18 protein-coding genes are annotated in these 20,474 nt (G+C 71.5%); 11 read left to right on the forward strand and 7 right to left on the reverse strand.

The features are described from left to right. Positions 1 to 43: 43 nt before the first annotated feature. Positions 44 to 220 carry a hypothetical protein gene (locus IH26_RS61390; RefSeq protein ID WP_169789805.1) on the reverse strand — a complete coding sequence of 59 codons (177 nt, stop codon included), beginning with the start codon at positions 218 to 220 and terminating at the stop codon, positions 44 to 46. Positions 221 to 373: 153 nt separating this feature from the next. Between IH26_RS61390 and fbaA the strand changes: the two genes are divergently transcribed. Next, positions 374 to 1,399, forward strand: coding sequence for a class II fructose-bisphosphate aldolase (gene fbaA, locus IH26_RS0123700; protein ID WP_030438425.1), 1,026 nt, complete (start codon positions 374 to 376; stop codon positions 1,397 to 1,399). Between the two features lie 149 nt (positions 1,400 to 1,548). Further along, positions 1,549 to 2,070: a hypothetical protein gene (locus tag IH26_RS0123705; RefSeq protein ID WP_030438426.1), complete on the forward strand. Its 522-nt coding sequence runs from the start codon at positions 1,549 to 1,551 to the stop codon at positions 2,068 to 2,070. Positions 2,071 to 2,619: 549 nt separating this feature from the next. Here the strand turns inward: IH26_RS0123705 and IH26_RS0123710 are convergent. Beyond that, positions 2,620 to 3,819, reverse strand: a complete 1,200-nt coding sequence (locus tag IH26_RS0123710) for an LOG family protein (protein ID WP_030438427.1) — start codon at positions 3,817 to 3,819, stop codon at positions 2,620 to 2,622. A gap of 18 nt (positions 3,820 to 3,837) precedes the next feature. On the opposite strand from IH26_RS0123710, the gene IH26_RS0123715 reads away from it, so the two are divergent. Together IH26_RS0123715 and IH26_RS0123720 are read left to right on the forward strand one after the other, a co-directional pair. Continuing rightward, a complete protein-coding gene (locus tag IH26_RS0123715; protein ID WP_030438428.1) occupies positions 3,838 to 4,827 on the forward strand; it encodes an ADP-ribosylglycohydrolase family protein in 990 nt (329 codons plus the stop codon). Between the two features lie 56 nt (positions 4,828 to 4,883). Then, complete coding sequence (locus IH26_RS0123720) at positions 4,884 to 5,306, forward strand: DUF3151 domain-containing protein (RefSeq protein ID WP_030438429.1); 423 nt, start codon at positions 4,884 to 4,886, stop codon at positions 5,304 to 5,306. Positions 5,307 to 5,329: 23 nt separating this feature from the next. On the opposite strand, the gene IH26_RS0123725 is transcribed toward IH26_RS0123720, so the two are convergent. Genes IH26_RS0123725 through IH26_RS0123735 form a run of 3 tightly spaced genes read right to left on the reverse strand, consistent with a single transcriptional unit; the run spans position 5,330 to position 9,312 of the window. Next, positions 5,330 to 7,012, reverse strand: coding sequence for a MinD/ParA family ATP-binding protein (locus tag IH26_RS0123725; protein WP_030438430.1), 1,683 nt, complete (start codon positions 7,010 to 7,012; stop codon positions 5,330 to 5,332). A 60-nt stretch (positions 7,013 to 7,072) separates the two neighbouring features. After that, positions 7,073 to 8,020, reverse strand: a complete 948-nt coding sequence (locus tag IH26_RS0123730; protein ID WP_030438431.1) for a diacylglycerol kinase family protein — start codon at positions 8,018 to 8,020, stop codon at positions 7,073 to 7,075. Next, positions 8,020 to 9,312: an adenylosuccinate synthase gene (locus IH26_RS0123735; protein ID WP_030438432.1), complete on the reverse strand. Its 1,293-nt coding sequence runs from the start codon at positions 9,310 to 9,312 to the stop codon at positions 8,020 to 8,022. Before IH26_RS0123735 ends, IH26_RS0123730 begins: the two co-directional genes overlap by 1 nt. Before the next feature lie 122 nt (positions 9,313 to 9,434). Here IH26_RS0123735 and purD point away from each other — a divergent pair, with 122 nt between their 5' ends. After that, positions 9,435 to 10,676 carry a phosphoribosylamine--glycine ligase gene (purD, locus tag IH26_RS0123740; RefSeq protein WP_030438433.1) on the forward strand — a complete coding sequence of 414 codons (1,242 nt, stop codon included), beginning with the start codon at positions 9,435 to 9,437 and terminating at the stop codon, positions 10,674 to 10,676. A gap of 43 nt (positions 10,677 to 10,719) precedes the next feature. Here the strand turns inward: purD and IH26_RS0123745 are convergent, their stop codons facing one another. Continuing rightward, positions 10,720 to 11,172, reverse strand: a complete 453-nt coding sequence (locus IH26_RS0123745) for an SCP2 sterol-binding domain-containing protein (RefSeq protein ID WP_030438434.1) — start codon at positions 11,170 to 11,172, stop codon at positions 10,720 to 10,722. A 131-nt stretch (positions 11,173 to 11,303) separates the two neighbouring features. On the opposite strand from IH26_RS0123745, the gene IH26_RS0123750 reads away from it, so the two are divergent. From IH26_RS0123750 to purL, 6 genes are all read left to right on the forward strand, one after another. Beyond that, entirely contained in the window at positions 11,304 to 11,852 is a 549-nt protein-coding gene (locus tag IH26_RS0123750) for an ArsR/SmtB family transcription factor (RefSeq protein WP_030438435.1), read from the forward strand. A gap of 85 nt (positions 11,853 to 11,937) precedes the next feature. Beyond that, positions 11,938 to 13,182 (forward strand): MFS transporter, encoded by a 1,245-nt coding sequence (locus IH26_RS0123755; RefSeq protein WP_030438436.1) that lies wholly within the window; start codon positions 11,938 to 11,940, stop codon positions 13,180 to 13,182. Further along, entirely contained in the window at positions 13,179 to 14,600 is a 1,422-nt protein-coding gene (gene purB, locus IH26_RS0123760) for an adenylosuccinate lyase (RefSeq protein WP_030438437.1), read from the forward strand. The genes IH26_RS0123755 and purB overlap by 4 nt, the downstream gene beginning before the upstream one ends. A 365-nt stretch (positions 14,601 to 14,965) precedes the next feature. Next, a complete protein-coding gene (purS, locus tag IH26_RS0123765) occupies positions 14,966 to 15,220 on the forward strand; it encodes a phosphoribosylformylglycinamidine synthase subunit PurS (RefSeq protein ID WP_030438438.1) in 255 nt (84 codons plus the stop codon). Beyond that, the gene (purQ, locus tag IH26_RS0123770) at positions 15,217 to 15,924 is read left to right on the forward strand and encodes a phosphoribosylformylglycinamidine synthase subunit PurQ (RefSeq protein WP_030438439.1); all 708 of its coding nucleotides are present in this window, start codon (positions 15,217 to 15,219) and stop codon (positions 15,922 to 15,924) included. The genes purS and purQ overlap by 4 nt, the downstream gene beginning before the upstream one ends. After that, the gene (gene purL, locus IH26_RS0123775; RefSeq protein WP_030438440.1) at positions 15,924 to 18,500 is read left to right on the forward strand and encodes a phosphoribosylformylglycinamidine synthase subunit PurL; all 2,577 of its coding nucleotides are present in this window, start codon (positions 15,924 to 15,926) and stop codon (positions 18,498 to 18,500) included. The genes purQ and purL overlap by 1 nt, the downstream gene beginning before the upstream one ends. 64 nt (positions 18,501 to 18,564) lie before the next feature. Here purL and IH26_RS0123780 read toward each other — a convergent pair whose 3' ends face one another. Then, entirely contained in the window at positions 18,565 to 20,439 is a 1,875-nt protein-coding gene (locus IH26_RS0123780; protein WP_157437350.1) for a carboxypeptidase-like regulatory domain-containing protein, read from the reverse strand. Between the last annotated feature and the right edge of the window lie 35 nt (positions 20,440 to 20,474).

A 20,474-nucleotide genomic window follows, 5' to 3' on the forward strand; every position in this document is an offset into this window, starting at 1 on the left:
CGACAATGATCGGCCCGCTAAATCCGTTGCGGCGACTGATTTGTCAGCGGTAGTCGTCCTCCAGCTCGACGACCCGGTGTTGCTCCTGGGCATCCCACTCCGGGGTCTCGTCGTCCAGGGCGGTGGGCGTGTCGGTGTCTTCCTCGAGGCGGGCGCTGGTGGCCTGCTCGGCGGCGTCCGCCTCGGGGGTCTCCAGGTCGATTTCATCCGGGTATGTCATCTTGCGCTCCCCTCGTGCCGTTCTCTGGACCCCAGTTCCCCCTAGCATGCGCCCCAATCCCTCCCCCTCCGAGCGACTGCGGAATACTGCCAACTGGAGGACAGCGCGGTCCTGCCCTCTGTCTTCGACACGCACTGAGCTAGGAGCGCACCGATGCCCATCGCTTCTCCCGAGGTCTACGCCGAGATGCTCGACCGCGCCAAGGCCGGCGCATTCGCCTACCCGGCGATCAACGTGACGTCGTCGCAGACCCTCAACGCGGCCCTGCAGGGCTTCGCCGAGGCCGGCAGCGACGGCATCATCCAGATCTCCACCGGCGGCGCCGAGTACGTGTCGGGTCCCACGGTGAAGAACATGGTCACCGGCGCCGTGGCGCTGGCCGAGTTCGCCTACGAGGTCGCGAAGAACTACCCGATCAGCGTGGCGCTGCACACCGACCACTGCCCGAAGGACAAGCTCGACAAGTACGTACGCCCGCTGCTCGCGATCTCCAAGGAGCGGGTCGCGAACGGCCGCGCGCCGCTGTTCCAGTCGCACATGTGGGACGGCTCGGCCGTGCCGGTCGACGAGAACCTGCAGATCGCCGAGGAACTGCTCAAGGACGCCGCGGCTGCGCACATCATCCTCGAGATCGAGGTCGGCGTCGTGGGCGGCGAGGAGGACGGCGTCTCCGCCGCGATCGACGACAAGCTCTACTCGACCGTCGAGGACGGCCTGGCCACCGCCGCCGCGCTCGGCCTGGGCGAGAAGGGCCGCTACATGACGGCCCTGACCTTCGGCAACGTGCACGGCGTCTACAAGCCGGGCAACGTCAAGCTGCGCCCCGAGATCCTCAAGGAGATCCAGGACGCGGTCGGCGCCAAGTACGGCAAGGAGAAGCCTTTCGACCTGGTCTTCCACGGCGGCTCCGGCTCGCTGCTCTCGGAGATCCACGGCGCCCTGGACTACGGCGTGGTCAAGATGAACATCGACACCGACACGCAGTACGCGTTCACCCGCCCGGTCGCCGACCACATGTTCAAGAACTACGACGGCGTCCTGAAGATCGACGGCGAGGTCGGCAACAAGAAGGCGTACGACCCCCGCGCCTGGGGCAAGCTGGCCGAGAACGGTCTGGCCAAGCGGGTCGTCGAGGCCTGCGAGAACCTCCGCTCGACCGGGACCACCCTCTCGAAGTAATTTCCCGAACGCGGCCGGTCCCCGTCAGTGGGGATCGGCCCCGTCCAACCACCCCGCCCGCCGCCCAAAAGCGGACTAAAGACCCAAAAATGGTCTTGGCAGGTTACTCACTGGTATGTGTACGATCGTCCCCCGACCCCCGGAGGATCATGATCGTGCTCGGTATCGAGGGCTATGAACCCGCGTGGCACCACGACGCGGAAGCCCTCGCGGCCGTTCACCGCACCAGGTTTGTGCGGCTCATCGGGCGGAAACTGCGATCCAGCTGGCTCATGTGGGACATGGCCGAGCGGGGCTGGTTCGCCGACGGCCCGGTGATCCTCGACTTCGGGCTGACGCACGTCGAAATCACGCACCGTAAATTCGACGAGTGCGCGATCACCTGGGACCAGATCGATCTGAACGAACCGATCGACTGGTACGAGCACTTCGACTGGCGCCCCGACCCGCACGCCGCCCTACGCCACGCCCGCGGCAAAATCCTCAAGGCGGTCAACGTCATCGAGCTGATCACGGTGGCCGAGTGGCGCCCGCGAATCCTGCACGCGATCGAGTTCCTCTTCGAGGGCGCCCGCTTGGCGATCTACAACGCCATGGACGAAAACGGCCTGACCGACGTCCCCGAATCCGACCTCCCCGCCACGAACTGGCGCCGCGTCCACATCGCCTGAAACTCGCCTGTGGACACCGGCCCGAGACTGTCAGACCCGCGTGGTTAACTCGACCCCACCCAACGAGGGCGGGGCACGCTCCTCGACGATCACTGCGACATCACTGCCATCGCCACGTCCAGCGTCGCGCCCGCGCCTCGCGCCCGCGCTTCGCGGGGCAGCGGGGCGACTCCGGCCCGGCGGAGCCGACGGGGCCAGGCCAGCGGCCAGAGGTGGGAGCGGGGCCAGTGGCGCGGTGGGGGCAACGGCCGGCGGGGCAATGGGCGAGCGGTGCCACGGTTTGCGGTGGGGCATTGGGCGAGCGGCGTCACGGTGTGCGGCGGGGCGTTGCGGTGGGCAGAGCGACGGATGCGGATGGTCTTGGGTCGGGCCCGCCCGGCGGCCGGGGTCGGAGCCGGTGTTGCAGCTGGCGGCCCGCAGCACCGGGGACTGGACTGGAGCGTACGGTCCAAGCTGCGGAAGGGAAACGCTCGGGCTGGGGTCGTCAGGCGGGCGCTGGAGTGGGCAGCTGCGGAAGGGAAACGCTCGGGCTGAGGTCGTCAGGCGGGGCTACTGCGAGAGGGCGGCCATTGCGGCGTCGAGGGAGTCGGTGATGACGATCAGGTGGGACTGGTCGCCGTGGGGAGACTTGGCGAGTAGCGGGCGTAGCAGGGCCTCGACCGGGAGGACGCGCCAATGGTCGACGCCGAGGAAGACGAAGGCGCCGGACGGGCCGTCGGTCTGGTAGAAGGTTTTCGTCGCGGCCTGGAAGATTTCCTGGACGGTGCCGGCCCAGCCGGGGGCGAAGACGATGCCGCCTCGGGACAGGCGCAGGATCGAGTCTTCCCGGACGGCGTTGGAGAAGTATTTCCCGATCTGGCCGGCGAACAGGTTGGCCGGCTCGTGGCCGTACAGCCAGGTGGGCAGCGCCAGACCGCCGTGCCGTAGCTTTCCCACCACATCGGACACCGCGGTCGCCGGGGCGGGGTAGGCGGCCCGGACCGCGAGCGCCGCCGCCGTGTACGGGTCGTGATCGGCGAAGTGCGGCGCGGCGGAGAGCTGGTCGATCGCCGCCGTCAGTTGGTTGGCCGGCCGGGTGGCGAAGTAGGCGCCCAGGTTTGCCGCCTCCATCACGCCCGGGCCGCCGCCGGTCACGATCAGCCGGCCCACCGACGCGAGGCGCCAGGCCAGCGTCGCGGCGGTCCGGTACGCCGCCGAGCCGCGCGGCGCCGCGTGGCCACCCATGATGCCGACCGCGGCCTTGGCGTCGTGGGTGGCCACCCAGGCCCGCAGCGCCTTGCCCAGCGCGTTGTCGATGCCCGCGTCGTGCAGCCGCTGGGCGAGCGCCTCGCGGATGTCCGGCCCGGCCCCGCCGTGGTCGAGAAAGTGCTGGTAGACCGTCGTGTCGTACATCCCGGCGAAGCCGTGCTGGGCGAAGCCGAAGGACAGGTCCTCGGGGGTGTAGAGGGTCGCCGGGTGCGTCGGGTAGGGCCGCGCGTCGAACGGCGGCACCAGGTGCGCGCCGCGCCGGATGAGGTCGATCTCCACGCCGTCGGTCGCCAGCCGGCAGCCGACGAAGAGCGTGCCGCGCACGTCCACCCCGGTGAAGTCCGGCGGGTCTAGGTCGAGCCGCAACCCGAGGATCACCAGGCCGGCCAGCGAGCGCTTGGCCAGATGCGACTCGAACTCGGCCCGCGACTCGACCTCGAGCGGGCTGTCGTCGAACGGGATCTCCCCGCCGACGACCGGGTGCAGTGGATCTCCGGCCATCCCCGTAGGGTAGCCAGCGTGCGAAACGCGGCGGGATCGCTCTACGGCCTGGCGTACGGCGACGCTCTGGGAAGACCAACCGAATTCCAGGAGTACGCGACGATCGTCGCCACCTACGGCGCCGGCGGGCCGCGGGAGCTGACCGGGTCGCCGGCGCTGGTCACCGACGACACCCAGATGGCGCTCGCGGTGGGCGAGTCCCTGCTGGCGGCGCCCGCGATCACCGCCGAGGCGCTCGAGCCGCTGCTGCGGCGCGCGTTCCTCGAGTGGGCCGCGAGCCCCGACAACAACCGGGCGCCGGGGATGACCTGCCTGCGGGCCTGCGCGGCGCTGACCGACGGGCGGCCCTGGCAGCAGGCGAGCGAGATCGGCTCGAAGGGCTGCGGGGCGAACATGCGGGTCACGCCGGTCGGGCTGGTTCCGGGGCTGACCGACGATCAACGGGCCGGGGCGGCGCAGTTGCAGGCGGGGCTGACCCATGGGCATCCCACCGGATTGGCGGCCAGCGAGCTCACCGCGTACGCCTGCTGGTGGCTCCGCGACGGCCTCGCGCCCGCCGACCTGCTCGCCGCCCTCCAGGATCGCTGCCACGGGCAGCGCGGTGTCTATCGCGGCGATTGGGTCGGCGATCTCTGGGCGCGGTCCTCCTCCGACACCCCGGAGAGCTTCATCGCGCTCGGCTGGGACGAATGCCTCGCCGCGCTCGACCGGGTGAGCGTGGCCCTCGACGCGCGTCGTTTCGACGGCGATCCGTGCCTGGCCACCGGCGCGGGCTGGATCGCGGAGGAAGCGCTGGCCACGGCCCTGTACTGCTATCTGATCTCGCCGGACGAGCCGGGCGCGGTGATCGGGCGCGGCGCGGCGTCCTCCGGCGACTCCGACTCGATCGCCTGCCTCGCCGGCGCCTTCGCGGGCGCCTCCCTCGGCCTCGGTGCCTGGCCGCCGGCATGGCAGACCCGGATTGAGTACGCCGAGCGGCTCGCCCGCCTCGCCGCCGCGTGGGATTGATCGCGAAGATCGGCCCCGCCAGGAATCTATGACGGTGTGGCCGGTTGAATGAGGTTATGCAGAATCTGCTTCCCGAGCCGCCGGCCACGTTCCTGCCCGCCGACGCCGAGGCCGAAAACGCGCTGGCCAAGGCGGCCGAGACCGGCACCGCCGAGGCCTACAAGGCGGTCGCCGCCGCTCATCCGGCGTTCAGCGGCGGCTGGGCCGCCCTGGCCGCCGACTCGCTCGCGGACGACGAGCCCGTCACCGCCTACGCCTATGCCCGTACCGGATATCACCGCGGCCTGGACGCGCTGCGGCGCAGCGGCTGGAAGGGGCACGGTCCGGTGCCCTGGTCGCACGTGCCCAACCAGGGCTTCCTTCGCTGCTTGCACACGCTCTCGCAGGCCGCCGCCGAGATCGGCGAGGCCGACGAGGCGGCCCGCTGCGCCCAGTTCCTGCGGGACAGCGACCCGGCCGCGGCCGACGCCCTGACCTGAGGATTCCCGCCCGCCGAGGGGCCCTACAGCCCCTCGGCCACCGCGGCGGCGATCTTCAGCCAGGCGTCCTTGGTGTTGGCCGACAACTGGCCGTAGCGCAGCGGCTCGCCCGAGTCGATCAGCTTCTCGTACGGCGCCATCAGCACCGCCCTGGTCCGCGCCGCGAAGTGCCGCTGGATCGCCGGCAGGTCGATATCCTTGCGGGTCGGCGGCATGGTCACCACCGAGATGGCCTGCCGGACCAGCCGCTGGCGACCGCTCTGTTCGAGGTGGTCGAGCATCCGGGCCGCGGTCTCGGCCGAGTCGTTCCGGGCCGACATGGTGATCACCAACTGGTCGGTGGCGTCGATGGCGGCCTGCCAGTTCTGCGCCCGTACGTTGTTGCCGGTGTCCACGAAGATCAGCTTGTAGAACCGGCTCACGATCTCGCGGATCTCGGCGAACGCGCCGGCGGTGAGCATCTCGCCGGACATCGCGGACTCGTCCGAGGCGAGCACGTCGAACATGCCCTCGCCCTGCGCCCGCACGTACTGCGAGAGGTCGCCGACCCGGCCGTGCGCGCCCCGGAACAGGTGCAGGTCGCGCATCATGTCCCGGACCGTACGGGCGTGGAAGTCCTGCTGGGCGCGCATGCCGAGGGTGCCCTGGGTCTCGTTGTTGTCCCAGGCCAGCACGTAGCCGCCGCGCTTCTGGCCGAACGTCATGGCCAGCAGCAGCACCGCCACGGTCTTGCCGGCGCCGCCCTTCGGGTTGACGACGGTCACCTGGCGCAGTCCGCCGAAGTTGCGGCGGACCATCTCGACGTCCTGCTTGTACTCCTGCTCGCGCTTGCCCGGGGCGAGCTTGACCAGGCCCAAAGCGGTCTTGTTGAGGATCGCGCGGGCGCCCATCGAGGCGGTCGGCTCGGCCGGCTTGGCCAGGCGGCGGCGGGCGAACTCCTCGGCCGTCGGGGTGCCGTCGGAGACCCAGGGCAGGTCTTGGAACGGGTCGACCGGCGGCGGGCCAGGGGGCTGCTGCTGCGGCGGGGCCTGCGGGTGCGCCTGCGGGTTCATGGTCGGCGGGTACGGGCCCGGCGGCGGCGGTGGCGGCCCCTGCTGCTGTACCGGTGGCGGAGGGGGCGGCATCGGAGCGCCCGGGCGGTAGATCGCGCCGTTGGCCGGCTCGGGCGCCGGGGAGTGCTGAGCCGGGGCCGGACCCGGAGCCGGGATCGGCGGGGGTGGAGGCGGCGGGGGCTGCTGCACGGGGCGGATCGCCTGGGGGACCGAAACGGAGGCGCTCGCGCGCGCGGGCGGCGGCTGTGACCAGGGCGAATCGGGGGCGGCCTGGACCGGCTCGGCCGGGCGCTCGCCCGAGGTGGGCGCGGCGGGCGGCTGCTCGGCCGGGCGCTCGAGATTCGGCCACGGCTGGGTGGGCGGGGGCGTCGGGGGCGCCATCGGCGGGCGCGGCGCCGGGATCTGGGTCACCGGCGCGGGGACCGCGGGCGGAGGCGGGGCGGGAACCGGGCGCTCCGGGCGATACACCGGCGGGCCGACCTGCGGGCCGGACACCGGGACGGGCGGCGGGGCCTGGTGCGGCGGGACCGGCACCGGCCGGCCGTGCACGGGCGCCTCGACCTCATCGGAGTCCCACAGGGGTTCCACGTCCCGGTCGGGAGGCGTGGGGTTCGTCCCTGGGACGTAGACGCGGTCGGCGTGCTCGTCCTCCACGGAAGGGTCCTCCCCGAACTGTCGTACTTCAGTACTACTTCTTCAGACTCGCACAGTAGGTCAGCTCCCGTACACCGCCCAGGCGCCGGGCTCGGTCCACCAGGAACGCTTGCGGCTGGTCGACCCGCCGACCCCGTCGTCGAGGAACTGCACCTCGCCGTCGCGCGGCAGCACCGAGACCGCGCGACCGCGGGCGCGGCGGACCTCGACCTGCACCTTCGTCCCGCGGAAGCGCTGCTTGACGACCCTCGGCACGGCCACCGCCACCTCGACCCGGCCGTCGGTCGGGTCGCCGTCGGCCAGCAGGCGCAGGCCGTCGAACTCGGCGTAGCCGCCGCCGTTGCCGATCACGCAGGCCAGGATCGGGTCGTCGCCGTCGGAGAGAACCGCGTCGTCCACCTCGACCCGGCCGCGCCAGGGCACCGCGCGGCCGTCGTCGTCCGAGCCGCCGAGCAGGGCGCCGTCCAGGGTCACCGAGCCGCCGTCGTTGCGCAGCAGGTCGAGCCGCCGGACCCGGCCGGAGAGCACCGCCTCGGCCACGCCGCGCGGGGTGCGAGGCAGGCCGAGCTGGGCGGCGAGGTCGGTGGTGTTCGCCACATCGAGCGGCAGGAGTGCCACCGCGGGGAGATCGGGCACCGTGCGATCGGCCGCGAGGTCGGCCGGGCGTTTGCTGGGTGGCGGAGCGTACCGCCGAACCAGCCGTCGCAGGACGGCGCGCAACTGGCCGTCCACCGCGGTCGCGATGATCAGCCGGGTCTTCGAGTCGGGATCGGGCCAGGTCAGGCCGTCGGGGCGGGGTTCGCCGTCGAGGCGGGCCAGGGCCGCGTCGATCTCCGCGTCGGAGCCGGCGAGCACGGTCTCGACCCGGGCGCCCGCCTTGGTCAGCTCCTCGGCGCACTGCAGGACCGGGACCCGGGGCGTCGCGCACTCGTTCCCGCAACCGCCGCAGCCACCGCCGCACGAGTCGCCGGCGCCCTCGGCCAGGCTGAGGATGACGACGTCGTACATCAGGCGTCGCCCAGCACCGAGTGGCGCTCGATGACCGCCTCGCGGCCCGGACCCACGCCGACGATCGAGACCCGGGCGCCGAGCCGCTGCTCGACGAACTCGACGAAGTGCTGCGCGTCCTTCGGGAGATCCTCGAACGTACGGCAGCCGGAGATGTCCTGTTTCCAGCCGGGGAGCGTTTCGAAAATCGGGATCGCGTGGTGGAAGTCGGTCTGGTTGATCGGCATCTCGTCGTGCCGGACGCCGTTCACGTCGTAGGCCACGCAGACCGGGATCTCGTCCAGGCCGTCGTAATTGTCCAATTTGGTCAACGCGAAGTCGGTGACCCCGTTGATCCGCTGCGCGTAGCGGCCGATCACCAGGTCGAGCCAGCCGATCCGGCGCGGGCGGCCGGTGGTCGTGCCGTACTCGTGGCCGACCTCGCGCAGGTAGTCGCCGAACTTGTCGTGCAGCTCGGTCGGGAAGGGACCCTCGCCGACCCGGCTGGTGAACGCCTTGAGGACCGCGACCACCCGGTCGATCCGGGTCGGCGGGATGCCGGAGCCGGTGCAGGCGCCGCCGGCCGTCGCATTCGAGCTGGTCACGAACGGGTAGGTGCCGTGGTCCACATCGAGCAGGGTGGCCTGGCCGGCCTCGCACAGCACGACCTTGCCGGCGTCGAGCGCCTCGGACAGCTCGAGCGCGGTGTCTCCGACGTACGGGCGGAGGCGGTCGACGTACGACAGCAGCTCCTTCACCACGTCTTCGGGCTTCACCGCCTGGCGGTTGTAGATCTTCGACAGCACCTGGTTCTTGAAGGAGAGCGCGGCCTCGACCTTCTGCCGGAGGATCGACTCGTCGAAGAGGTCCTGGATGCGGACGCCCATCCGGTTCATCTTGTCGGCGTAGGTCGGGCCGATGCCGCGGCCGGTCGTGCCGATCCGCCGGGCGCCGAGATACCGCTCGGAGACCTTGTCGAGCGAGCGGTTGTACGACGGGATGACATGCGCGTTGGCGCTGATCCGCAGGCGGGACGTGTCGATGCCGCGGGCCTCGAGGCCGTCGATCTCCTGGAACAGCACCGCGAGATCGACCACCACGCCGTTGCCGATCACCGGGGTCACGCCCGGCGTCAGGATGCCGCTGGGCAGCAGGTGGAGGGCGTATTTCTCACCCTTGATCACCACCGTGTGGCCGGCGTTGTTGCCGCCGTTGAACTTGACGACGTAGTCGAGCCGATCGCCCAGCAGGTCAGTGGCCTTGCCCTTGCCCTCGTCGCCCCACTGGGCGCCGACCAACACGATTACCGGCACTTCTTCTCCTGTACGCGCCTCGTACTCAACTCGTACTCGGCGAAGCCCGGGTACTGCCGAAGTTTACGCGACCGACCTGCGGTGCGACGTGCGGAAGGAGGCCGCCGGTAGGATCGGCGCCCGTGCGCGTACTTCTGATCGGGTCCGGCGGGCGGGAACACGCTCTCGCCGTGGGCCTCGCCGCCGACCCGTCCGTGGATTTCCTCGCCGCGGCTCCCGGTAACCCGGGGATCGCGCAGGTCGCTTCGGTGTTCGAGGTGAACCCGGCCGATCCCGCGTCGGTGGCGGCGCTGGCCGTCGAACTGGCCGCCGACCTGGTCGTGGTGGGCCCGGAGGCGCCGCTGGTGGCCGGGGTGGCGGACGCGGTGCGGGCCAAGGGGATCGCGTGCTTCGGGCCGAGCGCCGCGGCGGCGCAGCTCGAGGGGTCGAAGGCGTTCGCGAAGGACGTGATGGCGGCGGCGGGGGTGCCGACCGCTCGGTCGTACGCGTGCACGTCCCTTGATCTTGTTGATCGTGCCCTGGCCGATCTCGGTGCGCCCTATGTCGTCAAGAACGACGGGCTCGCGGCCGGCAAGGGCGTGGTGGTCACCTCCGTTCTGGAGGACGCGCGCCAGCACGCCGCCGAATGCGGAAAAGTCGTGATTGAAGAGTATTTGTCGGGCCCGGAGGTGTCGCTCTTCGTGGTCACCGACGGGACGGCGGCCGTACCGCTGATGCCGGCGCAGGACTTCAAGCGCCTGGCCGACGGGGATGCGGGGCCGAACACGGGCGGGATGGGGGCGTACGCGCCGCTGGACTGGGCGCCGGACGATCTGGTGCCGCGGGTGATGCGCGAGACGGTCGAGCCGACGCTGGCCGAGATGCGGTCCCGCGGTATCCCGTTCGCCGGGCTGCTCTACGTCGGGCTCGCGCTCACCCCCGACGGGCCGAAGGTCATCGAGTTCAACGCCCGCTTCGGCGACCCGGAGACCCAGGTGGTGCTGGCGCTGCTGGCGACGCCGCTGGCCGGCCTGCTGCAGGCGGCGGCGACCGGGAAGCTGGCCGGGCACCCGCCGCTGCGCTGGCACGACGGCTCGGCCGTGACGGTCGTGGTGGCCAGCCAGAACTACCCGGGCACCCCGCGCACCGGCGACGTCATCACCGGCGCCGAGGTCCCGGGCGTGATCCACGCCGGCACGGCCCGCCGCGAGGACGGCGCACTGGTGTCGGCGGGCGGCCGCGTACTGAGCGTGACGGCGGTCGGCCCGGATCTCGCGGCGGCGCGCGATGCCGCGTACGCACTGGTGGACGGCGTCCGGCTGGAGGGCGGCCAGTACCGGACGGACATCGCCCTGAGCGCCGTCGAGGGCCGCATCACCTTCTGACGCGAAAGGGCCGTCCGATGTGGACGGCCCTGCGGCGTGCGTCTCAGGCCTTCGGGATGTCGAAGAGCTTGGCCACGTTGGCGGCCAGGCCCAGGTCGCCCTTGGCCTTGATCTTGCCGGTCATGAACATCATCATCGGGTTGCCGTCGCCGGAGACGACCTTGAGGAACGTGAGCGCGTCCATGGTCATGGCGAGCTTCGGGTCGCGGGCCGGCTGGTTCGTGACCGTGCAGGCGCCGTTCTCGATCACGGTCTCGTAGGTGTCGGTGCCGCCGCCGGGGGCGCCCGAGATGATCCAGTGGATGACGGCCGTGGTGTTGCCGGCCTTCTCGGCGCGGAAGAGCGTAGGCATCCGGTTGAAGACCTCGTCGAGGATCTTCGAGCGCGAGTCGCCGGACATGACCTCGGCGATCTGCGAATCCGGCGTCGACTTGACGAGCTGAGCGAACTCCTTCGGGCCGATCGAGGAGAGCGACTCGGGGTTGAAATCAGTCATCGGTGGACCTTTCGGTATCTGCGCTGTACCTACTCGCCAGTAACCCTAGCGACAATGCCGCTTCTTCGTGCAGTGTGCCACTCCCAAATGAGTGTTGGACAGTCGGCACGCGGATGCCTAGACTCCCCAATATGTCTTTGGGAGATGAGCACGAGGTGGAGGAGAAGGCCGCGCTGCGCGCCATGGCCCATCCGCTGCGCCTGCGGATGATGTCGCTGCTCACGGCCGCTCCGATGACCGCCGCCGAGGTCGCCCGCGAGCTCGGACTGACCCATGCGAACGCCAGCTACCACCTGCGCAACCTGCTCGCCGGCGGGCTGATCATTGTGGACGGCGAGGAAAAGATTCGCGGCGGCGTTGCCAAGCGTTATCGCTACGAGGCCGGCCAGGAGCGCGATCAGGGCAGCCACGGCCCGAGGTCCGACGAGCAGGTGCGGATCGAGTACGCGGCGGTGGCCCACGAGTTGATCCGCCGCACCCAGCACACGAGTTTCCCGGCCGGCCCCAAGCTGCTCGCCGACGCCGAGCTGTGGGTCGACCCGGAGCAGTGGGCGGCGCTGCGCAAACGGGTCAGCGACGCGTTGATCGAGCTGCACCGGATCGCCCAGCCGCCGCGTACGCCCGGCACGATCCGCACCAGCACCACGGCCGCTATGTTCCAGATGGGGGCTGGGGTATGACCGCCTGCACCGAGCGGCACCTCCGCAAGTTGCCCGCCCAGGCCGGAGGCGAGGGCCAGAAGGGCATGCCAAAGGACGGCACAGCATGAGTGCCCTGGCGCCACTGCGGCACCGCGGCTTCCGCTATCTCCTGGCCGGGCGCGCGGTCAACGCGCTCGGCAACGCGTTCGCCCCGATCGCGCTCGCGTTCGCCGTCCTCGACCTCACCGGCTCCGCCACCGACCTGGGCTTCGTGGTCGGCGCCCGGACGGTGGTCAACGTGGCGTTCGTGCTCTTCGGCGGCGTGCTGGCCGACCGGATGCCGAAGAGCGTGCTGATGGTCGGCTCGAGCGTCGCGGCGGCGCTCACCCAGGCCGCGGTGGCCGCGCTGGTGCTGACCCACACGGCGACGATTCCGCTGCTGATCGGCCTCGCGGCGGTCAACGGGATGGTCGCGGCGCTGGCCCAGCCGGCGAGCGCCTCGGTGTTGCCGCTGACCGTCCCGGCCGAGGTGTGGCAGCAGGCCAACGCGCTGGTGCGGATCTTCCTGAACGGGGCCGCGGTCCTCGGCGCGCCGGCGGCCGGCATCGTGGTGGCGGTCGTCGGCCCGGGCTGGGGCATCGCGGTGGACGCGGCCACGTTCGCGGTCTCGGCGCTTTGTTTCGCGGGTCTCGGCGCGGCGATCGGCGGCCGGCGGCCGGCGGCTCCGGAACGGCAGCACGTCCTCGCCGACCTGCGGGGCGGCTGGTCGGAGTTCCGCTCGCGGACGTGGCTGTGGGCGGTCGTGGCCGGTGCCGCCCTCGCCAACATGGCCTGGGGCGGTGGGTTCCTGGTGCTCGGGCCGGTCGTCGCGGACGCGACCTTCGGACGGCGGGCCTGGGGCTTCGTGCTGGCCGCGCAGACCGTCGGGATGATCGTCGGCGGGCTGGTGGCGATGCGGTTGCGCGTACGCCGGCTGCTGTTCTTCGGCACGGTGTGCCTGCTGCCGTTCGCGATCCCGCTCTTCCTGCTCGGCAGCTATCCGCACGTGTGGCTGCTGATCGCCGGCGGGCTGGTGGCCGGGCTGGGGCTGGAGCAGTTCAGCGTCGCGTGGGACACCACGATGCAGGAGCATGTGCCGCCGGAGAAGCTGGCCCGCGTCTACTCGTACGACATGGTCGGGTCTTTTGTCGCTCTTCCGATCGGCGAGATGACGGCCGGCCCGATCGCGCACGCGGCCGGGGCCGGGGCGACGCTGATCGGCGCCGGCGCCCTGCTGGTGCTGTCGGTCGTCGGCATGCTGAGCAGCAGGGATGTCCGCACGTTGCGCCATGGGCTGCCCGCGAGGGCCGTGGAAGAATCGTTCGCGTGACGATCCCGAACGTGCTGGCCGCCCGATACGCCTCCGCCGAGCTCACCGCCCTCTGGTCCCCGGAGGAGAAGATCCGGATGGAGCGGCGGCTCTGGCTCGCCGTGCTGCGTGCCCAGCGTGATCTCGGCGTCGCGGTGCCGGAGGGCGCGATCGAGGCGTACGAGGCGGTGCTCGACCGGGTCGACCTGGCCTCGATCGCGGCCCGTGAGCGGGTCACCCGGCACGACGTGAAGGCGCGGATCGAGGAGTTCAGCGCGCTCGCCGGCTTCGAGCAGATCCACAAGGGCATGACGTCGCGCGACCTCACGGAAAACGTGGAGCAGCTGCAGATCCGGGCGTCGCTCGAGCTGATCCGCGAGCGCATCGTCGCGACGCTCGCCCGCCTCACCGAGCGCGCGGTGGAGTATTCGGATCTTGTGCTGACCGGCCGGTCGCACAACGTTGCGGCGCAGGCCACCACGCTCGGCAAGCGGTTCGCCTCGGCGGCGGAAGAGCTGCTGATCGCGTACGAGCGGCTGGACGACCTGATCGGGCGCTACCCGCTGCGCGGCATCAAGGGCCCGGTCGGCACCGCCGCCGACCAGCTCGACCTGCTCGACGGCGACTTCGAGGCGCTCGCCACGCTGGAGCAGCGGGTCGCCGGCCACCTCGGCTTCAACCGGGTGCTGGGCAGTGTCGGCCAGGTCTACCCGCGCTCGCTCGACTTCGACGTGGTCGCGGCGCTCGCCCAGGTCGTCGCCGGTCCGTCGTCGCTGGCCACCACGATCCGGCTGATGGTCGGGCAGGAGCTGGTCACCGAGGGTTTCAAGCCGGGCCAGGTCGGCTCGTCGGCGATGCCGCACAAGATGAACACGCGCTCGTCCGAGCGGGTCAACGGGCTCGCCGTGATCGTCCGCGGTTACCTGTCGATGGTCGGCGAGCTGGCCGGCGACCAGTGGAACGAGGGCGACGTCTCCTGCTCGGTGGTGCGCCGGGTGGCGCTGCCCGACGCGTTCTTCGCGACCGACGGCCTGTTCCAGACCTTCCTCACCGTGCTCGACGAGTTCGGCGCCTACCCCGCGGTGATCGCCCGGGAGCTCGACCGGTTCCTGCCGTTCCTGGCAACTACCAAAATCCTGGTCGCGGCCGTACGAAAGGGAGTCGGGCGGGAAACGGCCCACGAGGTGATCAGGGAACACGCCGTGGCGGTCGCCCTCGCCATGCGGGAGAAGGGGGTAGCGGTCAACGACCTCTTCGACCGGCTGGCCGGCGACGACCGGCTGCGGCTGACCCGGGCCGAGGTCGACACCCTGGTGGCCGACCGGGCGGCCTTCGTCGGCGCGGCGCCCTCGCAGGTGCGGGCGGTGGCCGACCGGGTGGCGACGATCGTGGCGGCCCACCCCGGCGCCAGGCACTACGCGCCCGCGCCCATCCTCTGAGTCGCGTTGCCTCTGAGTAACGCCGCCGAGGCGCGGCGGAGCTCGACCCTCACGTCGCGCCTCGACGGAAATCGCTCGAAGCCTCCGAACCGGCGACGGCTGGGGGCAGTCGCCGCCGGCCTTTCCGGAGATCGATGCGATGACCGTAAGCGGCCGCGCACACCTCGCCAACAACCCACCTCGCCCATATCACCGTGTGATGGCCAGCATTTAGTTGAAGCTTTCATCGAACACGTGGTCGAGATCACCCCCGAGATTCCCTGCTCAGCGCCGTGAGCGTCGCCTCGCCGACACCGGCCGATGGGCCCTCTACGAGGCGCACAAGGTAGGCTGCCGGTGCTCACACCTATCAGTCAGGAGTGCCCGTGGCTCGCGTCGTGGTCGACGTCATGCTGAAGCCGGAGATTCTTGATCCGCAGGGCCAGGCGGTGGCCAACGCGCTGCCTCGGCTCGGCGTCTCCGACGTCACGTCCGTCCGCATCGGCCGGCGGATCGAGATCGAGTTCGCCGGTGAGGCCGATCTCGAGCGCGCCCGCGAGATCGCGGACAAGTTGCTCGCCAACCCCGTGATCGAGGACTTCGCCGTCCGGCTCGACGCCGCCGCGGCGGAGGTTGCCTGACCATGCGCATCGGTGTGGTCACCTTCCCCGGCTCGCTCGACGACGGGGACGCGGCCCGCGCCGCGCGCATCGCCGGCGCCGAGGCCGTCCGTCTCTGGCACGGCGATCCCGACCTGCACGGCGTCGACGCGGTGGTGCTGCCCGGCGGCTTCTCCTACGGCGACTATCTGCGCTGCGGCGCGATCGCCCGGTTCGCCCCGGCCATGGAGTCGGTGATCGACGCGGCCCGCGGCGGCATGCCGGTGCTCGGCATCTGCAACGGCTTCCAGATTCTCTGCGAGGCGCACCTCCTTCCCGGCGCGCTGACCCGCAATCAGCACCTGCACTTCCGCAACCGCGACCAGTACCTGCGCGTCGAGTCCACTGAAACGGCCTGGACCAACGGCTTCACCCCGGGGCAGGAACTGCTGATCCCGGTCAAGAACGGCGAGGGCTGCTACGTCGCCGACGAACGGACGCTGGACGCGCTCGTGGCCGAGGGCCGGGTCGTCGCCCGCTACATCCGCGGCAACCCGAACGGCTCCCAGCGCGACATCGCCGCGATCACCAACGAGGCCGGCAACGTCGTCGGCATCATGCCGCACCCGGAACACGCCGTGGAGGCGCTGACCGGCCCGTCGCTGGACGGCCTCGGCTTCTTCACCTCCGTCCTGCGAGCCCTGGCCGGGGCAGCCGCGGGCGGACAGCACGCAGGGGGACAGTAATGACGACGCAGCCGGACAAACCCACCGGCTTCGCCGCGACCGATGTGCTCGTCAACGAGTTCGACGGCGGGCCCGACACGGTTCAGCGGGCGCTGAACACGGCGGACGAGCTGCAGCCGCACACCGAGCTCGGCCTCAAGGACGACGAGTACGAGCGGATCCGGCAGATCCTCGGGCGGCGGCCGACCGCCGCCGAGCTCGCGATGTACTCGATCATGTGGAGCGAGCACTGCTCGTACAAGTCGAGCAAGGTCCACCTGCGGCAGTTCGGTGAGAAGGCCCCGCAGAACACCCGGATGCTGGCCGGCATCGGGGAAAACGCGGGCGTCGTGCAGATCTCCGACGACCTCGCGGTGACCTTCAAGGTGGAGTCGCACAACCACCCGAGCTTCGTCGAGCCGTACCAGGGCGCGGCGACCGGCGTCGGCGGCATCGTGCGCGACATCCTCGCGATGGGCGCCCGGCCGATCGCGGTGATGGACCCGCTGCGCTTCGGCGCGGCCGACCATCCGGACACCGCCCGGGTGCTGCCCGGCGTGGTGGCCGGCATCGGCGGCTACGGCAACTGCCTGGGCCTGCCGAACATCGGCGGCGAGATCGTCTTCGACCCGACCTACCAGGGCAACCCGCTGGTCAACGCGCTGAGCATCGGCGTCCTGCCGGTCACCCGCCTGCAGCACAAGGAGGCCGCGGGCGTCGGGAACATCGTGGTGCTGCTCGGCGCGCGTACGGGCCGGGACGGCATCGGCGGCGTCTCCGTGCTGGCCTCGGCGACCTTCGACGAGGAGGCCGAGCAGCGCCGCCCGTCGGTGCAGGTCGGCGACCCGTTCATGGAGAAGCTGCTGATCGAGAGCTGCCTCGAGCTGTACGACGCCGGCCTGGTCGCCGGCATCCAGGACCTCGGCGGCGCCGGCCTGACCTGCGCGCTCACCGAGACCGCGGCCGCGGCCGGCACCGGCATGCGGGTCTGGCTCGAGCGGGTGCCGCTGCGCGAGGCCTCGATGTCGCCCACCGAGATCCTGGCCAGCGAGTCGCAGGAGCGGATGCTCCTGATCGTCACCCCGGAAAACCTGCCGGCCGTACTGGCCGTCGCCGAGAAGTGGGGCGTCTGGGCCACCGCGATCGGCGAGGTCACCCCGGCCGAGGCGGACGGCTCGCCCGGCCGCCTGGTGATCAGCTGGAACGAGCACGTCGTGGTCGACGTGCCGCCCGGCTCGCTCGCCGACGACGGCCCGGTCTACGCCCGGCCGATCCGCGAGCCCGCCGACCTGATCCTGCTGCAGGCCGACAAGGCCGAGACGCTGCCGCGGCCGGCCAACGGCGACGAGCTGCGCGAGACAGTGCTGCGGATGGCCGGCTCGCCCAACCTCTGCGACAAGACCTGGGTCACCGAGCAGTACGACCGGTACGTGCTGGGTAACACGGTGCTGGCCCAGCCGGAGGATTCCGGCGTGCTGCGGATCGACGAGCGCACCGGCCTCGGCGTGGCGCTGTCGGTGGACGGCAACGGGCGGTTCGCCCGGCTCGACCCGTACGAGGGGGCGCGGCTCGCGCTGGCCGAGGCGTTCCGGAACGTGGCGGTCACCGGCGCCGAGCCGGTCGCGGTCACCGACTGCCTGAACTTCGGCTCGCCCGAGGACCCGGCCGTGATGTGGCAGTTCGCCGAGGCCGTCCGCGGTCTCGCCGACGGCTGCCAGCAGCTGGGCACCCCGGTAACCGGCGGCAACGTCAGCTTCTACAACCAGACCGGCGCGGCGGCGATCCACCCGACCCCGGTGGTCGGCGTGCTCGGCGTCTTCGACGACGTCGCCCGGCGGGTCCCGATGGGCTTCCCGCAGATCACCGGCGAGGGCGACCAGATCTTCCTGCTCGGCGAGACGGCCTGCGAGCTGTCCGGCTCGGAGTGGGCGTGGGTCACCCACGGCCACCTCGGCGGCCGGCCGCCGAAGGTCGATCTGGTGCGTGAGCAGCGGCTCGGCGCGCTGATGTCGCGGGCCTCGCAGGCCGGGCTGGTCAGCGCGGCGCACGATCTCTCCGACGGGGGTCTGGCTCAGGCGCTGGTGGAAAGCTGCCTGCGGCACGATGTCGGCGCGCGGATCACGCTGCCGGAGGACGGTACGACGTCGTTCGTTTACCTGTTCAGCGAGTCGGCCGGCCGGGCGCTGATCGCGGTGCCGCGCGGGCACGACAAGGCGTTCGTGGCGCTGGCGGCCGACTACGGTGTGCCGTGCGCCCCGATCGGCGTGACCACTCGGGACGAGGTGCTCGAGGTGCGCAACGAGTTCAGCATTCCGCTGCCGGAGTTGCGCGAGGCCTGGTCGGCGACGCTGCCGAAGCTGTTCGGCGGGGTGGCGGAAATCGCCGGCCGGCACGGCGACCCGGAGCACGCGGCCGACCCGTCCGCTCCCGCGGGCGACCGTGGCGACGCAGTGCTCGCCGCAGCGGCAGCCGGTGCGGCGATGGAGGCGGCGGCGCCGGTCGAGGCGGACGGCGTTCCGGCGGCCGCGGCGCGCTCGGTCGAGTTGGAGATCTCGGAGCAGGCGGAGCCCGCGCCCGGCGGCCCGATCGAAGACTGAGTTCCGGACATAGCAATCGGCCCCGCGTCTGAAGGACGCGGGGCCGAATTGTTGGTACCGGTTTCTAGCCGTCCCAGTCGGACGAACGGCGCTGGCCGGGGTGCGACGGCTGAGCCTGGGCGCGCCGGTTCGGCTGCTCGTTGTAGCCGCCCTGGTCGTACCCGGCCTGGTCGTAGCCACCCTGGTCGTACGCGCCGCCGCCGTATTGGCCGCCGCCGTACTGACCGCCCTGGTCGTAGCCGCCGCCATACTGGCCGCCCTGGCCGCCGCCGTATTGGCCACCTTGGCCACCGTCGTACTGCCCGCCGCCGTATTGCCCGCCGCCGTATTGGCCGCCGCCCTGGCCGCCGCCGCCCTGGCCGCCGCCGTACTGGCCGCCCTGGTCGTAGCCGCCCTGATCGGCGTAGCCGCCCTGGTCGTACCCGCCGCCGCCGTACTGGCCGCCGCCGTATTGACCGCCGTGCTGGTCGTAGCTGTCGTAGCCGCCCTGGTCGGCCTCGGGCTGGTACATGCCGGTGGGCTCGTCGTACCGCTGCTGGGCGCCGCCGCCGTACTGGCCGCCGCCGGCCGGAGCCGCCGCCGCGCCGTAGGTGCCGCCGCCGTAGCCGTCGTCCTGTGCCTGGCCATACTGGGTGGGCTGGCCGTACTGGGCGCCGCCGCCGTACTGCTGGGTGCCGCCGGGCGCGGCGCCGCCGTACGCGGGCTGCTGCTGGTCGTAGCCGCCACCGCCGTACTGGTTGCCGCCCTGCCGAGGGACCGGCGCGCCGTACGGGTCGGGGAACTCGTCCTCGACCGGCCGCTGCAGCATGGTCGGCGCGTCGGCCATCGGCGAGGAGGCCGCCCGCGGCGCCATCATCGTCTGCGCCGGGCCCGGGCCCATGCCCATCGGCGAGGCCACCCGGGTCGCGTCGTTGAACCGGCCCTGGCTCGGCGGCACGCCGCCGCCACCGCCACCCATCGCGGTCGGGTCGTCCTCCGGCCCGCCGCCGCCGTTGTTCTTGCGCCGCATCAGGACCAGCACGATCGCGCCGACGCCACCCGCCACGAGCAGGCCGCCGAGCACGAGGAACAGCGTCGAGCCGGAGCCTCCGCTCGAGTCGGACGCGGTCGGCTTGGTGTTCGTGTTGGCCGGAGCGGTGTCGCCCGTGGACGGAACATCGGCGGCCGCCTGGTCGGTCGCATCCGTGCTGGCGGTGGCCGAGGCCGACGCCGACGGGCTGGCCGACGCCGTGGCCGCGACCGCCTTCAAGATCAGCGGCACGGAGACGCTCTTGCCGGCCGAGGCCTGGACCGACACGGTGGCAGGGCTGAAGCCGTCCTTGAGGGCGCCCACCGAGATGGTGCCGGGTGTGATCGGCTGCGCGTCCGTGGAGTTGAAGGAGTACGCGCCGGAGCCGTTCGTGGTCGTCTCGTACGAGTGGCCGGCGCTGTCCTTCATCGCGACGTTCGCGCCCGGGATGGTCTTGTTGTTCTGGTCCCGGACCTTGCCGGAGATCGACGTGACGGTCTGCGGCTTGTCCGGACCCTTCACGTTGACCGGCTGGCTCTTGCTGTTGGACTCGCCGTTGATCGTCGCGGAGACGGTGACCGTGACGGTCTGGGTGTCACCGGCGTTGACCGTCGGGGCCTTCAGCGTGACCTGGAAGTCTTTGCCGTTCTGGTCGACCTGGGCGATCTGGCTGCAGGTGCCCTGGCACGTCATGCCGGAGACCTGGATGGTGGCCGGCTCCGCCCCGCCGGCGCCACCGCCGTTGTTGCTGTCGCGCACCCGGAAACTCATGCTCACGGAGCTGCCCGACAGCACGTCGGTGGACAGGCTGGTTATTTCCACCTTGGGTGGGTCGGCCAGCGCCACCGCGGGTGCGACGGCGATGCCGCCGACGACAACCGCCAGTAACGCACCGGCCTGGGCCCAGCGGGCTCGTAGGTGCGTTGTCACGTACACCGCCTTCCGGTCGCACGGTCTTCCCGGAC

Origin of the sequence: Actinoplanes subtropicus, assembly GCF_000721705.1 — a bacterium.
In the GTDB taxonomy this organism is placed as follows: Bacteria; Actinomycetota; Actinomycetes; order Mycobacteriales; family Micromonosporaceae; genus Actinoplanes; species Actinoplanes subtropicus.

Bases quoted from the DNA above. Each gene is read 5' to 3' on its own strand.
- IH26_RS0123710 (WP_030438427.1), bottom strand. From the start codon at position 3,819: ATGGCCGGAGATCCACTGCACCCGGTCGTCGGCGGGGAGATCCCGTTC.
- IH26_RS0123745 (WP_030438434.1), bottom strand. From the start codon at position 11,172: ATGACTGATTTCAACCCCGAGTCGCTCTCCTCGATCGGCCCGAAGGAG.
- IH26_RS0123720 (WP_030438429.1), top strand. From the start codon at position 4,884: ATGCAGAATCTGCTTCCCGAGCCGCCGGCCACGTTCCTGCCCGCCGAC.
- IH26_RS0123705 (WP_030438426.1), top strand. From the start codon at position 1,549: ATGATCGTGCTCGGTATCGAGGGCTATGAACCCGCGTGGCACCACGAC.
- IH26_RS61390 (WP_169789805.1), bottom strand. From the start codon at position 220: ATGACATACCCGGATGAAATCGACCTGGAGACCCCCGAGGCGGACGCC.
- IH26_RS0123730 (WP_030438431.1), bottom strand. From the start codon at position 8,020: ATGTACGACGTCGTCATCCTCAGCCTGGCCGAGGGCGCCGGCGACTCG.
- purL (WP_030438440.1), top strand. From the start codon at position 15,924: ATGACGACGCAGCCGGACAAACCCACCGGCTTCGCCGCGACCGATGTG.
- fbaA (WP_030438425.1), top strand. From the start codon at position 374: ATGCCCATCGCTTCTCCCGAGGTCTACGCCGAGATGCTCGACCGCGCC.
- IH26_RS0123750 (WP_030438435.1), top strand. From the start codon at position 11,304: ATGTCTTTGGGAGATGAGCACGAGGTGGAGGAGAAGGCCGCGCTGCGC.
- IH26_RS0123755 (WP_030438436.1), top strand. From the start codon at position 11,938: ATGAGTGCCCTGGCGCCACTGCGGCACCGCGGCTTCCGCTATCTCCTG.